This is a genomic window from Desulfocapsa sulfexigens DSM 10523 (assembly GCF_000341395.1).
GTDB lineage: Bacteria > Desulfobacterota > Desulfobulbia > Desulfobulbales > Desulfocapsaceae > Desulfocapsa > Desulfocapsa sulfexigens.
The window spans coordinates 2,374,039-2,387,783 of record NC_020304.1; the positions used below are offsets into that span (position 1 = coordinate 2,374,039).

The 13,745-nt window shown below is 46.1% G+C and carries 14 protein-coding genes; 10 read left to right on the forward strand and 4 right to left on the reverse strand.

Going from position 1 to position 13,745, the window contains the following annotated elements:
* The first annotated feature begins 166 nt into the window (after positions 1–166).
* A complete protein-coding gene (gene rny / locus UWK_RS10530; protein WP_015404350.1) occupies positions 167–1,726 on the forward strand; it encodes a ribonuclease Y in 1,560 nt (519 codons plus the stop codon).
* A gap of 33 nt (positions 1,727–1,759) precedes the next feature.
* Positions 1,760–2,971, forward strand: coding sequence for a tyrosine--tRNA ligase (gene tyrS / locus UWK_RS10535; protein WP_015404351.1), 1,212 nt, complete (start codon positions 1,760–1,762; stop codon positions 2,969–2,971).
* Between the two features lie 119 nt (positions 2,972–3,090).
* Here the strand turns inward: tyrS and UWK_RS10540 are convergent, their stop codons facing one another.
* The 4 genes from UWK_RS10540 to glgP all read right to left on the reverse strand — a co-directional run bounded on the left by UWK_RS10540 (position 3,091) and on the right by glgP (position 7,652).
* Complete coding sequence (locus UWK_RS10540; protein ID WP_015404352.1) at positions 3,091–3,507, reverse strand: Fur family transcriptional regulator; 417 nt, start codon at positions 3,505–3,507, stop codon at positions 3,091–3,093.
* A gap of 157 nt (positions 3,508–3,664) precedes the next feature.
* Complete coding sequence (locus UWK_RS10545) at positions 3,665–4,945, reverse strand: radical SAM protein (RefSeq protein WP_015404353.1); 1,281 nt, start codon at positions 4,943–4,945, stop codon at positions 3,665–3,667.
* Complete coding sequence (locus UWK_RS10550; protein ID WP_015404354.1) at positions 4,942–5,370, reverse strand: hypothetical protein; 429 nt, start codon at positions 5,368–5,370, stop codon at positions 4,942–4,944. Before UWK_RS10550 ends, UWK_RS10545 begins: the two co-directional genes overlap by 4 nt.
* A gap of 80 nt (positions 5,371–5,450) precedes the next feature.
* Positions 5,451–7,652 (reverse strand): alpha-glucan family phosphorylase, encoded by a 2,202-nt coding sequence (gene glgP / locus UWK_RS10555; protein ID WP_015404355.1) that lies wholly within the window; start codon positions 7,650–7,652, stop codon positions 5,451–5,453.
* Between the two features lie 322 nt (positions 7,653–7,974).
* On the opposite strand from glgP, the gene UWK_RS10560 reads away from it, so the two are divergent.
* The 8 genes from UWK_RS10560 to rlmB all read left to right on the forward strand — a co-directional run bounded on the left by UWK_RS10560 (position 7,975) and on the right by rlmB (position 13,744).
* Positions 7,975–8,490 carry an OmpA family protein gene (locus tag UWK_RS10560; protein WP_015404356.1) on the forward strand — a complete coding sequence of 172 codons (516 nt, stop codon included), beginning with the start codon at positions 7,975–7,977 and terminating at the stop codon, positions 8,488–8,490.
* Between the two features lie 50 nt (positions 8,491–8,540).
* On the forward strand, positions 8,541–9,071 hold the full coding sequence (locus UWK_RS10565; RefSeq protein ID WP_015404357.1) for an OmpH family outer membrane protein: 531 nt from the start codon (positions 8,541–8,543) through the stop codon (positions 9,069–9,071).
* Between the two features lie 85 nt (positions 9,072–9,156).
* Positions 9,157–9,975 (forward strand): DUF3786 domain-containing protein, encoded by an 819-nt coding sequence (locus tag UWK_RS10570; RefSeq protein WP_015404358.1) that lies wholly within the window; start codon positions 9,157–9,159, stop codon positions 9,973–9,975.
* A 1-nt stretch (position 9,976) separates the two neighbouring features.
* The gene (gene rfaE1, locus UWK_RS10575) at positions 9,977–10,996 is read left to right on the forward strand and encodes a D-glycero-beta-D-manno-heptose-7-phosphate kinase (RefSeq protein WP_015404359.1); all 1,020 of its coding nucleotides are present in this window, start codon (positions 9,977–9,979) and stop codon (positions 10,994–10,996) included.
* A 12-nt stretch (positions 10,997–11,008) separates the two neighbouring features.
* Positions 11,009–11,890 carry a YicC/YloC family endoribonuclease gene (locus UWK_RS10580; RefSeq protein ID WP_015404360.1) on the forward strand — a complete coding sequence of 294 codons (882 nt, stop codon included), beginning with the start codon at positions 11,009–11,011 and terminating at the stop codon, positions 11,888–11,890.
* 11 nt (positions 11,891–11,901) lie between these two features.
* Positions 11,902–12,192, forward strand: a complete 291-nt coding sequence (locus UWK_RS10585) for a DUF370 domain-containing protein (protein WP_015404361.1) — start codon at positions 11,902–11,904, stop codon at positions 12,190–12,192.
* The gene (gmk, locus tag UWK_RS10590) at positions 12,189–12,809 is read left to right on the forward strand and encodes a guanylate kinase (protein ID WP_015404362.1); all 621 of its coding nucleotides are present in this window, start codon (positions 12,189–12,191) and stop codon (positions 12,807–12,809) included. The genes UWK_RS10585 and gmk overlap by 4 nt, the downstream gene beginning before the upstream one ends.
* Before the next feature lie 122 nt (positions 12,810–12,931).
* Positions 12,932–13,744 carry a 23S rRNA (guanosine(2251)-2'-O)-methyltransferase RlmB gene (rlmB, locus tag UWK_RS10595; protein ID WP_015404363.1) on the forward strand — a complete coding sequence of 271 codons (813 nt, stop codon included), beginning with the start codon at positions 12,932–12,934 and terminating at the stop codon, positions 13,742–13,744.
* The last annotated feature ends 1 nt before the right edge of the window (position 13,745 follow it).

The following is a 13,745-nucleotide window of genomic DNA, read 5'->3' on the forward strand; positions in this document are numbered from 1 at the left end:
TTGCATTTGTTATAATGGCCGTGGAAAGCGTTCCTTGAATTTTTTGGGGCGCTGTATGGGCTTCACAAATGCTATTTCCTCATTATTACCCCCTTTTTTCTAAGGGGTTCTCCACTTACTCCTATCTCATTATCACATTCATGTCTGTTGTCATGGGAGAACTTTTGTGGATTTTCAATTAATTATATATCTTGGTGGGGGACTTGTCGCTGGTATTGCAGTGGGGATTTTACTGCGAAAGCGGCTTGTTGAGGGCCATGAGGCCAATATTAATGCTCAAGGGAAGCTGATCATTGAAACAGCTATTTCTCAGGCTGAGCAAATAAAAAAGGAATCGCTGCTAAAGGCGAAGGAAGCTGCCTACAAACAGAAGCAGAATGCCGAGGAAGAGATACGAAAAGAAAAACTGGAACTCAAAGAAGAGCTGCAACGGCTTGGGCAAAAGAAGGAACAGTTAAAACAGGAGTGGACAACTCTGGATACGCGGCGGAGTGATCAGGAGAAACATTCCGAATATCTGAAAACTCAGGAAAAAGAACTGCTGGAAAAGAATAAAGAAGCCGAGCTTCTTATCGGTAAGCAGCGGTTTGAACTGGAAAAGCTTTCAGGACTTAGTCAGGATGAAGCCAAGAAAATGCTCATGGAGTCTCTTGAGAGTGAAGCTCGTATGGATGCAGCAAAACGATTGGCCCGGATCGAAAATGAGATGAAAATGGAGGCCGACCGTAAGGGGAAGAACATCCTGGCGCTTGCCATTTCCCGCTATGCCGGCGACTACGTTGCTGATAAAACGGTGTCCATGGTTCCCCTGCCAAACGATGAGATGAAGGGACGGATCATCGGTCGTGAAGGACGCAATATCAGAGCCATAGAAGCTGCAACGGGTATTGATATCATTATTGATGATACCCCGGAAGCCGTTATTTTGTCAGGATTTAATCCAGTGCGTCGTGAGGTCGCCCGACTGGCCTTACTGCAACTTATTACCGATGGTCGAATTCACCCGGCACGAATAGAGGAAGTTGTTGAAAAGGTAACCAAGGAGCTTGAAGTTGTAATGAGGGAGGCTGGTGAACAGGCAACTTTTGATGTTGGTTGTCATGGAGTTCACGTGGAATTGATTAATCTTCTTGGACGGTTGAAGTACAGAACGAGTTATGGCCAGAATGTGTTGCAGCATTCCCTCGAAGTGGCCTTCCTTTGCGGAATTATGGCTGCCGAGCTTGGTATTGACGTGAAAATGGCTAAGAGAGCCGGATTACTTCACGATATTGGCAAGGCAGTAGATCATGAGGTTGAAGGGTCTCATGCCGTAATAGGGCGTGATCTTGCCAAGAAATATGGTGAACCTGAAGCAGTTGTCTATGCAATCGGTGCTCATCATGAGGATCAGCCACCACAGTCTGTGCTTGATATTCTGGTGCAGTCTGCCGATGCACTTTCAGGTGCACGACCCGGGGCACGAAAGGAGATGCTCCAGTCCTACGTGAAACGACTTGAGGATCTTGAAGCCATTGCAGATGCTTTTGAAGGTGTGGATAAATCCTATGCTATTCAGGCTGGTCGTGATTTACGGATTATAGTCGACTCTCAGAAGGTGAAGGATGGTGAGGCGACTCTTCTCAGTCAGGATATTGCAAAGGCCATTGAAGAGAAACTGACCTATCCCGGCCAGATACGGGTGACGGTGATTCGAGAAACACGTGCAGTACAGTATGCAAGGTAAAAGAATAAATTCCTAATTTTATATAAACGTAAAATGGCAACGATAGAAGAACAAATAACTCTACTCGAAAGAGGAGTGGTTGACTGTATTGGTCATGATGAACTGCTCAAAAAACTGAAGAAATCTCAAGAAAGTGGTGTTCCGCTCAGGATAAAAGCAGGTTTTGATCCAACGGCCCCCGATCTTCATCTGGGGCATACGGTTTTACTTCAGAAGTTAAAGCATTTTCAGGATTTAGGTCACGATGTTTTTTTTCTCATCGGCGACTTTACTGGAATGATAGGAGATCCGACAGGAAAGTCTGAAACCAGAAAAGCACTCACTCGTGAAGATGTCGCAGCCAACGCTGAAAGTTATAAGGAACAGGTTTTTAAAATTCTTGATCCTGAGAAAACCAAAGTTGTGTTTAATTCAGAGTGGCTTGGCAAGCTTGATTCCTTTGATATGATTCGTCTTGCATCAGAACTGACTGTTGCCAGGATGCTTGAACGTGAAGATTTCAAGGTCAGATTTCGTGAAGGAAATCCTATTTCCATTCATGAATTTATGTACCCTCTCATTCAGGGCTATGATTCCGTTGCACTTGAAGCGGATGTGGAGCTTGGTGGAACAGATCAGCTGTTCAACCTGCTGATGGGGCGTGATCTACAGCGTTCAAGGGGGCAGGAACCTCAGGTGGTCATGACTCTTCCTCTTCTCGAAGGACTCGATGGCGTAAATAAGATGAGCAAATCTCTTGGAAACTATATTGGAGTTTCGGAACCTGCCAATGATATTTACGGTAAAGTTCTTTCTGCCTCCGATGAACTTATGTTCCGATACTTCGATCTTCTGAGTGACCTGAGCCAGGATGAAATTGCTGAGTTGAAGGCGCAGATGGACTCTGGTTCTCTGCATCCAAAGGAGATCAAGAAGCAGTTGGCCCGGGAGCTTACCGCCAGGTTTCATTCCAGTGAAGCAGCTCAACAGGCAGAAGAAAATTTTGAGAAAGTATTCCGCAAGGGTGGTCTTCCCGATGATATTGTTGAGAAGAGAATTCATTCCAATGACGACATCTGGCTGCCCCAGCTTCTCGTTGATCTTGAAATGGTGAAGTCAACTTCCGATGGGCGTCGTATGATCAAACAGAATGCGGTATCTCTTGATGGGGAGAAGGTGACGGATATGAATAAAAATGTCACCCCTCGGGGGAGTATACTGGTGAAAGTGGGTAAACTTCGTTTTTGTAAGGTGATTTTCGAATAATTTCTTTTGAAAAAATATAAAATAAGGCCCGTTGGAATACATTCCAGCGGGCCTTATTTTTTACCTTTCTGCTACTGAAAATAGCCTGAAAAATGAGGGTTGACTGCCGTTTACTGGTCTCAGTTAACAAGCACCTCAGAATCAGTGTTACTGCACTCGCTGCAAATTCCTGAAAATTCTATGTGGTGGCCGAGAACCTGATATTGACTTAGATCAGCGGCTGTTTTGTTAATACTGGTCATTACGGGAAGTTCGATATCATCAACCTTACCGCAGCTGAGACAGCGGATGTGGTAATGAGGGGCAATGGTTGCGTCAAAGCGTTTTTGGGTTCCACCAACTTCGAGCTTCAGGATGATTCCGGTTTCAGCCATAAGTTCAAGGTTTCTGTAAACAGTTCCCAGGCCAATACGAGGGAGACGTTTTCTCACCATGTCATATACTTCATTTGCAGTGGGATGGGAGGTGACCTTTCCGAGTTCTTCTAAAATTATCTGACGCTGAGTTGTCAAACGCATTTGTGGAGTAAGTTGCATTGTGTGGCTCCTTAAGAAAAAAAGTGAGTGGTAATTATTCTTGAACGCTAATTTAGATCAATTTGCGTTTTAAGCAAGAGAAAAATGCAAATAAATTTGACATAATGAAGGTGAAAGAGAAGAGTTGTGAAATAAAAAAGAGGTTAAATATGGATTCCTAACGGATTGGAGGGTTGTAATATCCCAATTGTAACTGCGGAAAATCTGTTTGTATTTTTTCAAGCCACTGGCGCATACCCATTGAAATAATTGATTGGTCGATGCCTATGCTTCGCATGTACCACTCAGGATCCATGTTTAGATTTCGTAATTGAATACGATCTGGGCGAAAAGTGTTAAGAAGGGTTGACAGTGCCTCAAATTCTGGGACCGAATCTGTGAAACCGGGAAGGATAAAATAGTTCAGTGAGACAAAAGCACCCTCTTTTTTCATCACTCGAATGGATTCGAGGACATCTGAGAGAGAGAAGCCCTGGGGGCGGTAGTATTTATGGTGATAATATTCCTGGGCAGAGTTTATTGATACCCGTAGACTGTCCAATCCTGCACCTGCAAGGCGCTGAATGGCCTCTGGTAAACTTGCGTTGGAATTAAGGTTGATGGTACCTCGGTCTGTTTTCTTTCGGATCGTTTTTATTGCTTTTTCCAGGGTATCAGATTGAAGAAGGGGCTCCCCTTCGCAGCCCTGGCCAAAACTCACTATGGCACTATCCGCATTCTGGAGATGGGGAACAGCTACCTGTGCAATTTCAGTGGGCGTCGGGACAAACTGAATCCTATCCTGAGTGGCAGAACATTTTCCGGATGCCTGGAGAGAAATACAGCCTATACACCTGGCGTTGCAAACAGGAGATGTCGGTAATGGGGCCTCCCAGCGTCCGAGGAAGTAATTTCTTGCTGCCGGGCAAGCATAGGTCAGGCAACATTTTCCAAGATGCTGAATAAGTCTGTTCTTTTTATTGTCTTTGAGTTTTCTGGTAGTTCTGGAGTTTATTATCTCCTGATTGAACTGAGTACAGTCCTGACGAATATCATTATCGCTTCGAAAGGCGGTGGTCCAGAATCTGTCGTCGTACCAGCCGATGGCTGTATAGGCAAACAGAGGAAGGCGGGGGGCATTTGCAGTAGTCTGGTAGGCGCTGTTGAAAATAGCCGTATGTGCAGGAGACATAAAGGCGGCAACCGCCTGGATAGTCTCATTGGAATAGGGATCTTCTTCTACTAAAAGTGCTTCTCCACTATTGAGATCACACCCTACGGGAAGGCGACCTGGAAGAACGAAAAGTTCGCTGCCTTCGGGCAGCGGGATAAAATCTTCTTTATCGGGGAGTCTGTAATTTCCTGCACTCATGCCTGCTGCATGAAGGTCGGGGAGATCCTTTATATTCCCCTGAGCATCACCATATACGAGAAAAGGCTGTCCATCTGGATGAATCACTGTACTGGTCGGAGAACTTTGAATACTGAATCAATAGCGCGGTAAACGTCAAGATCTTCACCGAAAACATCTTCGATTGCTGGATTGTCAATAAGATCTTCAATAACATACCCGGTGAGGTAAAGGCTCAGGATGTTCGGGTCAGGAACCAGAGTACGGATAGGGGCAACTTTCATCTGGATGTCAAATTCATCCTTTTCAGGAAGACTTTTCAGTTGGCTGAAAAAAGAATCTCTGACAGCTTGAACGGAATTGATTTCAAGGACATTCCTGTCAATGAGTCGCTGGGTTACCAGTGTGGCAAACTCCTCCGCGTTGTCACGGGCTTTGTTGAGGATAAAGCGTCGTTCTCTTTCACGTTTTCTGTCAATGGCACGTATGGTTTTGTCCGTGGCATTAGTTGCACTTATATGAGCTTTGGCCATTATGTTCTCCTGTGGAGGAAGCTGTAAATCAAATTTTTCTAAAATTTACAGTATAATCGAGAATCTTCCAATCAAAATTTTCATTCATTGCTATTATAGAGTGCTGCGAAATCATCCATCCTTGCCTGCAGTGTTGCGGGAAGTTTGAGCTGGTACTTCTGAAGATATTCTGCCGCCATTCGATGGGTGTTGAAGATAGGAATGTTGAGCGAGAGATTCATGATTGCCTTATCAATCAGTCGGGAATGAGAGCTGTCACCATAGAATTCCTCAAGAACACCGGGGAGCATCTCGTAGAATGATGCTGAATCCTCTGCATAGAGGAGAGCTTCGGGGGATTCACTGAGATCGGCTTCATCCACCGGACCCTCGTGACCGAATTTCCATCCGGTGAGACCGTCGTGGTAGCCTTCAACCCACCAACCATCCATAATAGACAGATTGGGTACGCCGTTCAGGGCAGCTTTCATACCACTGGTTCCGGAGGCCTCGAGTGGTCGCTTTGGGTTGTTGAGCCAGGCGTGAACGCCAGCTACCATAACCTTGGCTATCTGCATGTCATAGTTGGGGATGAAAATAAGATTCACCAGCCCCTTACTCTTAACGTGGAGTTCTTTCTGATAATCAAGAATGAGTTTTATGACGGATTTCCCAGGTTCATCTGCTGGGTGGGCCTTTCCGGAAAAAAGAAAGTTTATGGGCCAGTTATTTTTGAGTGCGATAGAACAAAGGGTGTCAATATTGTCAAAGATCAGATCCGCACGTTTATAGGTGGAAAAGCGTCTGGCGAAGCCTATTGTAAAAACATCAGGTGTGAGTCTCGTGGTATCATCGATAATGTTTGAATAGTGGTTAGGTGGATCTATCCAGGTGCTTGTCATCTCATTTCGATGAAGGAGGAGCATGGAGTTGATGTATTGGTAGAGGATTTCAGAATCCTTTTCCCAGGCTCGAAGGAGGTATGTTCTGAACTGTTTGTTATGTTGAAGTTTTTTTGCATTCTGCAGTACTCCTGGATTGTCTCTCCAGCCTGCAAGTTCCGGGAAGCTGTCAAAAAGTTCAGCCCGAGCATCACTGATCCATGTCAGGTGATGAACACCATTGGTGATCGCTGTGATTTTCTGGGCGAAACGTGGAAACTGTTTATGGGTTACGTCCCTGTGCAGCCTGCTGACACTGTTTGCTGTACGGTTAACACGCATGGCCAGGGTGGTGAAGTTGTAGGAATGTGGTGATTCGTCGTCGTGGGCCAACAGTTCCAGGATGTGCCTGCATGATTTATGGCTGATTCCGGCATAAACCGATTTGTTAAAACGATCATGTCCGGCCTTTACAGGGGTATGAATTGTGTAGACCAGTCTTTTGGCAACTTTATCCGCTGCTGCAAAAATCTGCTCCTCGGAGGCTTCGCAGAGGTTACTGTGTTTTAACATTCCCTGAAGTTCTTCAGCAATAAGTTGCAGAGCAACAACAACACCGTGCTGCTCATTGAGGTGAAGAGTGCTCGAGGTGATCCCGATCGCTTCCATAACAGGAAGAATGCCGGTTCCAAGCATTCGTCGTTGGGTCGCTTTAATGATGGAAGAATCAGAGTTGTATAGCTGGCCGGCAGCATCACGAATGGGTATTGGGTTGTCTGCGAGTGAAAAATCGAGCAACAGCTCAGGAATAAAATAATCCAGGCTGTGGTTAACTTCCATCTTCATCCATACCTGCGCTTCTGCCATGGTTTCCTGATCATATTCATTGAAAAAGGGGATCTCGATCTGGAGGGGCTTTTCGGGATTGTCAGGGTCGTGGAGAAGGTAGAGGCCAGGAGTGTCTTCAGGCCGCCATTCTACAGTCTGGGATATCTGACCAAGCTTTGAGTCTACAATCTGGGAAAAATAGCCATGACGATAGAGTAGACTTACAGCGACTACAGGAACCCGGCAATCGGCAAAACTTTTCAGGGTGTCACCTGCAAGTACCCCAAGTCCTCCACCGTAGCAGGGGATTTTTTCGGGGCCATGAAAGAGTTTTTTGATAAACTGTTTCGTATTTGAGTCCATGCTGTCTGTTTTCTCGAGATCCATGAGGGTGTCTTTGATGGGGTGGAACACATCGGGGTCTGCCCCGATTTCCATGGAAATATAAACAACGGAATTTGAGTCGGCAGCAGTGAGTTTGCTCCAGACCTTATCAAAGATTTCCTGGGATACGCCGAAGAATGTGCCAAACTTGTTTTTTGCCACAAGTTTATGGAGTTCTAAATTATCAGCTGAGTGGTTACCTGCTTGCATAATATTCTATGTTCTCTTGTTCTTAATAAATGATTATTGATTACCTGTTCCAGGTAATTGGAGCGTGTACACCGTTACAGTAATTATTTTGCAATGAGTCGCATTAACATTAGCACACTAGAGAGCTGTGCTCTATTTTACAAGTGCAAAACATGTCAGAATAAAAAATTTTACCCAAATAGCATCTTATCATGAAGTAATGGAAAACGTCTGGTGTTTTTTAGCAAATAAAAGTAGAATTAGAAACCTGATTTCAGGTGTAAAAAGTAGTATGAGAACAATGTTTGTTGAAGGTGTGACATTTTGTCCACAGGAGGAAAGCATGACTAGGGGTCGTAAAATTAGTAGTGGAATATTTCTACTGAGTGTTATCTTTGTATTATCGGCCTGCAGCAGTAAAAAGCCTGAAGATACAGCAGAACTTTCCAGGCAGGATTCTACAGCGATTGGTCAGGAAGAGTCTTTGGATTCCCGATCCATTGGTATAATGGAGGGGCGTACAACGGGGCCCATGTTGCCCGTTTATTTTGGCTATGACAGATCTTCGATTCGGCCTGATCAGGTTCCGAGGATGAAGGTCAACTCTGACTTCCTGAAGGATAATGAAGGTATCAGAATCCGCATTGAAGGAAACTGTGATCCTCGTGGAACCAGGGAGTATAATCTGGCCCTTGGGGAAAAGCGTGCCCTGGTGGCAAAAAAATATCTTGTAAATGTTGGTATTGCAGCAGACCGGATTTCCACCGTGAGTTTGGGTGAGGAAAAAATCCTTCTCCATGGTCACGATGAGTTGTCGTGGGCGCAAAATCGTCGTGATGATTTTATTGTTGAGAAATAACCTGGTTTAAAATTTTGATTAATTCCTAAAAAAAAACAGGAGAAAATTTGATGTTGAAACACTTATTATTGGCAGTATCCTTGGTTGCAGTTACAGCTTTCACCTTTGGCAGTGGTGTTGCTCAAAGTGCTGAGACTCAGAAAATAGGCGTAATGAATATCCAGAAAGTTCTTCTTGAGTCCACTGCTGGAAAAACTGCAAAGGGTGTTTTTGAGAAGCGGATGAACGAACTTCAGGAAAAATTCAAAGTAGAGCAGGATGCATTGATCGCACTGCAGCAGGAGATTGAAAAGAAGAGTTCCGCCTGGAGTAAAGATAAGAAAGGTGAAAAAATTCGCGAATTACAGATGGGACAGCGTGAACTCCAGGTAAAGAGCGAAGACGCAAAGATGGAACTGAAACAATTACAGGATAAGGAACTCGAGCCTATCCTGAACATGTTGCAGACTGTGGTGAATGCTTATGGAGAAAAGAACGGGTTTTCCGTTATTCTTGATTCCAAGGTTGCCGTTCTGTACGCTGCTCCCGGTGTTGACGTGAGCGATGAGGTCAAAGAAGAACTCAATAAACGTATGAAATAAGAGCTTTCCATTCTTTGAATAATGCTGTTACAAACGATGCAGGGGATAGATCCTCTGCATCGTTTTTCTTTGTCCAAATTAAAAAATGCAACCATTAGAATTTATAAAATTTACTCCTCGTACAAACTGTGGTGAGTGTGGCTATGCGGCATGTCTTGCCTTTGCAGCTGCAGTGACCAAGGGTGGTGAAAGACCGGAAAAGTGTCCCTATGTTGATGTTTCACAACTCGGTGACGAATTCTCCGGTACGGACAGGGGGAAGGATGGACTTGAAGGTGTTGCCAAACTGCTTGATGAGAAGGATCTGGCTCTGGTCGCCTATCTGAAAAAAAAGACAGCCAATATTGATTTTAGCCAGGCTGCCGAGGCTATAGGCTGTGAATGGTCCGGGCCTGAAAGAGACAGTCTGCTCCTAAAATTCTTTGGACAGGATGTTGAGATATCCCATGATGGCATTCGTATAGACGGTAGAGAGGCGGAGGATCCGAGGGATCAGATTTTGTTATATAACTATGTCCATTTTGGCGGTGGTGCGGAACCGGAACAGGATTGGATAGGTATGGAGTCGCTTCCCAATTCCATTTCCAAGGTTCGTACCCTCAGGGTATACTGCGAAGAACGTATCGCCAGTCATTTTACTGGCAAGGCTGACCTGCTTATAGCTTCGGCAGATGGTCTTGGTGCAGTACGTCAGGAGAACCCGGAACAGAGTTGCAGTGCCGCATTTTTTGTTCCAGCCCTTCCAAGGCTGCCGCTGTTTGTCCTTTTTTGGGATGAGGAAAAGGAGGATGGTTTTCCTGCTAAGGTGAAAGTCCTCTTTGATCGCAGGGTAAATGATTTTTTAGATATTGAGTCGTTGGTTTTTGTGTGTGAGCGAATGGCCGAGCGTTGGGTGAAACTATAAGATGAAATCAGAACTTTCAAAGCTGGTCCAATTGATCAGTGGCAAGAAAATACTTGTGGTCGGTGATATTATCGTTGATCATTTTATCTGGGGTACGGTGAGTCGAATTTCACCGGAGGCACCTGTGCCCGTGGTCAATGTTACCAGGGAGGAATTCCTCCTCGGAGGCGGCGCAAATGTTCTTCATAACATATACTCGTTGGGGGGAACGGCTGTTCTCTGCGGTATAATAGGTGATGATGAAATGGGAGAGCGTCTTCAGGATCTCCTGCACGGACTGGGTGCCTCAACTGCTGGCCTTGTAAAGGGAAGACGTCCCACCACTGTGAAAACACGAGTTGTGGCTCAGGGACAACAGGTTGTCCGTTTTGACCGTGAACAAACCGGGGCCCTCTCAGACTCTGCCGTCGCTTCAATGACTGCTTTTCTGGACAAAAATTTGTCCGATTTTGATGCTGTTATTGTTTCTGATTACTATAAGGGTGTAATCGGAAAGCCCTTGATGAAAACCCTTCTCGCCCGGGTGGCCAGAGTTGGGGAAGAGAGTGGAAAAAAAATCCCGGTGGTGGTTGACCCTAAGCCAAGTGAGCCGGAACGTTTTTTTGGTGCATCCCTTATCACTCCAAACCATATGGAAGCTGAGAAGATGGCCGGAATGACCATTGAAAGTGTCGAGGATCTGCGCATTGCTGCGGGGATACTGCTTGAAAAAACAGGATGTGAAGCTGTGCTGATTACCCGTGGAGAGGCTGGTATGGCACTCCTTGAAAAGGGGAAGAAACTGGTTTCCATCCCGACCACTGCCCAGGCTGTGTTTGATGTGACGGGTGCCGGAGATACCGTGATTGCTGCCCTTGCTCTCGGGCTTGCGGCAAAGGCGAGCTATACAGATGCCGCGTCCCTGGCGAATATTGCAGCCGGTGTTGTGGTCGGAAAAATTGGAACAGCCACCGTGGATCAGAATGAACTGCTTGCAGTACTCCACGGCGAAGAAGTTGCAACTACATTCAGCAGCTGCTGATAAAGGAAAAAAATGTCCAGTAAGAGTATGACCGGATTCGGTCGTGGTGAAGCAGAGGCCGGAGGGCGGCAGTGGGTTGCAGAGATTCGTTGCGTCAATCATCGCCACCTTGATCTGAAAATTAAATTGCCAAGGGGCTATGCAGATCTTGAAGAGCGGGCGCGGAAAATGGTGGCCGAAACTCTGCAGCGAGGTCGGGTGGATGTTCTGCTCAGTGTCAGCGGCGATTTTTCCGATCTTCACAAAATTGAAGTAAACAGCAGCCTTGCTGCAACCTATAATAAGGCACTGGCAGCTCTTGCCAATTCGCTTGATCTGGCAAATGACACAACCCTCTCCGGGCTAGCCTCCTACCCCGATGTTCTGGTGTTGACACGGAAGGAAGAAGACCTGGAGGCTGTCTGGCCCGTTATGGGAGCTGCTTTGCAGGAGGCCGTTGATGCCTGTGACACCATGCGAAGCCAGGAAGGTGAAGCAATGGCCAGGGATCTCCATGAACGCCTGGAAAATTTTGCTGCCGATGTCCAGAAAATCGGCAACAGTATTCCAGAACTTTTAGAGCGTAGAGAGCAGAGTCTTAATGAACGTCTGCAGAAATTGCTCGACAGAGTGCAGCTTGATCCCCAGCGTTTAGCCCAGGAAGTAGCCATCCTTGCCGATAAGACCGATGTGACCGAAGAGATTGTCCGTCTGGAAAGTCATATTAATCAGTTCAGATCCTTCCTTGATGCTGATGAGGCAACGGGGAGGAAGATCGATTTTCTACTCCAGGAATTTCTCCGTGAGGTTAATACCATGGCCTCTAAAATTAATGATGCTGATATTGCTCATCTCACCGTCAGTCTCAAGGCAGAACTTGAGAAGATGAGAGAGCAGGTGCAGAATCTCGAATAGGAGGAGGCCCTATGCAGCTTATTAATGTCGGATTCGGTAATACAGTTATGGTTGAACGTATTGTTGCTGTGATCAATACCGGTTCATCTCCTGCAAGAAAACTTAAAGAACTCGCCAAAGAATCCGGGAAACTGGTTGATGTTACCGAGGGGCGGCGCACACGCTCAATGCTGGTGATGGATTCCAATCATGTTGTTCTCTCTTCTATTCAACCAGACACCATTAATCAGCGTTTAACTGCGCTTCAGCTAGGCCCCCATGTGGGTGAGGCGATAAAAGGGGCAGGAGGGAAAGAACGATGACGAAATCTGGACAGCTTTTTATTCTTTCCGCCCCATCCGGTGCCGGAAAAACAACGCTATTAAAGAAGGTGATGCGAGATGTTGAGAGACTGGCATTTTCTGTCTCCCACACCACACGTTCACCTCGCCCAGGAGAAACAGATGGTGTGGATTATCATTTTGTTTCTGTTGATGAATTTGAGGCCATGCGTGAACAGAACCTCTTTCTTGAGTGGGCTGAAGTACACGGGAATTTTTATGGTACCAGCCGTCCGGCAGTGGCAAAACAGTTGGAGCAGGGGGTTGATGTTATCCTTGATATTGATGTTCAGGGGGCTGCGATCATTACAGGCGACAAAAGTGTGCATGCAGTTTCGGTGTTCGTGGCCCCTCCGTCACTCGCTGAGCTTGAGAGGCGTCTTCGCGGTCGTGGTACAGATAGCGAGGAGACTATAATGGTGCGCCTGGGAAACGCTGCGAAAGAGATGAGTTGTGCCGACGACTACGAGTATCTCGTGATCAACGATAACCTTGAAGTGGCAGCTACGACCTTAAGAGCAGTACTCATTGCTGAAAGGAGTCGGGGGCATCGGCTTCCTTCGGGTGAGCCAATTAATTTAGGAGCCCTTACGAAATAACATGGCTACTTCTATCAATTTCGTTACGGTTCCTTATTTCCCTCAAGGGGGGATTAAAAAGAGTGCCGCTCCGGGCGACAAGATGGCTATGGTATTTTTTACAGTGGCTTAGGTGAGAATAAGTGAAAAATAATAGGAATTTTCAGAAGGGAAGTGAACGAAAAATTCGTTTGAGTGAGGATCTGCTCTGGGGAATTCACCCGGTTATCGAAGCCCTTGAACAGGAAATAGAGCGGGTGAGCGAGATCTTTATTGTTAAGGATCGAAAAGGGGGAAAACGTGAAGAGATTATTGAGAAGGCGCGAGCTGCCGGTATTAAAATAAACTTTATGGATTCTCTACGTCTTGTGGGCGAGGATGCGGCGCAGGTTCGCCATCAGGGCGTTATCGCTAAAATGTCACAGACGGCCCTGATACCCTTTGAAGTTTTACTTGATAAGTTTCAGAATCTTGTGCAACAGGGTGCTAACCCGAGGATTATAGCACTCGACACCCTGCAGGATCCCCATAATATTGGTGCAATTATACGATCTGCCCATGCCTCTGGTGTTGATGGAATAATTGCAACCCGTGAACGTTCTGCCCCCATCGGGGGAACTGCGGCAAAATCGGCTGCCGGTGCCATGTCCCATATCGATATCTGTCAGGTTACAAATCTTGCGCAGTCATTGCAGGCCTTAAAAGATGTCGGGGCCTGGATCTTCGGGGCAATAAAGGATACCGACGCTCAATCATTGTATCAGTCAGACCTTGTTCTTCCAGCCTGTGTCGTTATAGGAAGTGAAGGAACAGGTATTCGACCACTTGTTCGTAAACAGTGTGATGTTCTGCTTTCCATTCCCATGGAAGGGCAGTTGGATTCTCTAAACAGTTCAGTTGCTGCAGGTGTTATTATGTTTGAAATGCTGCGTCAACGTCAGGCCGTTTTGCTTTAGT

Excerpts from the sequence above, each read along its gene's own strand:
- tyrS (WP_015404351.1), top strand. The coding sequence starts at position 1,760 with ATGGCAACGATAGAAGAACAAATAACTCTACTCGAAAGAGGAGTGGTT.
- UWK_RS10540 (WP_015404352.1), bottom strand. The coding sequence starts at position 3,507 with ATGCAACTTACTCCACAAATGCGTTTGACAACTCAGCGTCAGATAATT.
- UWK_RS10550 (WP_015404354.1), bottom strand. The coding sequence starts at position 5,370 with ATGGCCAAAGCTCATATAAGTGCAACTAATGCCACGGACAAAACCATA.
- glgP (WP_015404355.1), bottom strand. The coding sequence starts at position 7,652 with ATGCAAGCAGGTAACCACTCAGCTGATAATTTAGAACTCCATAAACTT.
- UWK_RS10560 (WP_015404356.1), top strand. The coding sequence starts at position 7,975 with ATGACTAGGGGTCGTAAAATTAGTAGTGGAATATTTCTACTGAGTGTT.
- UWK_RS10565 (WP_015404357.1), top strand. The coding sequence starts at position 8,541 with ATGTTGAAACACTTATTATTGGCAGTATCCTTGGTTGCAGTTACAGCT.
- UWK_RS10570 (WP_015404358.1), top strand. The coding sequence starts at position 9,157 with ATGCAACCATTAGAATTTATAAAATTTACTCCTCGTACAAACTGTGGT.
- rfaE1 (WP_015404359.1), top strand. The coding sequence starts at position 9,977 with ATGAAATCAGAACTTTCAAAGCTGGTCCAATTGATCAGTGGCAAGAAA.
- UWK_RS10580 (WP_015404360.1), top strand. The coding sequence starts at position 11,009 with ATGTCCAGTAAGAGTATGACCGGATTCGGTCGTGGTGAAGCAGAGGCC.
- UWK_RS10585 (WP_015404361.1), top strand. The coding sequence starts at position 11,902 with ATGCAGCTTATTAATGTCGGATTCGGTAATACAGTTATGGTTGAACGT.
- gmk (WP_015404362.1), top strand. The coding sequence starts at position 12,189 with ATGACGAAATCTGGACAGCTTTTTATTCTTTCCGCCCCATCCGGTGCC.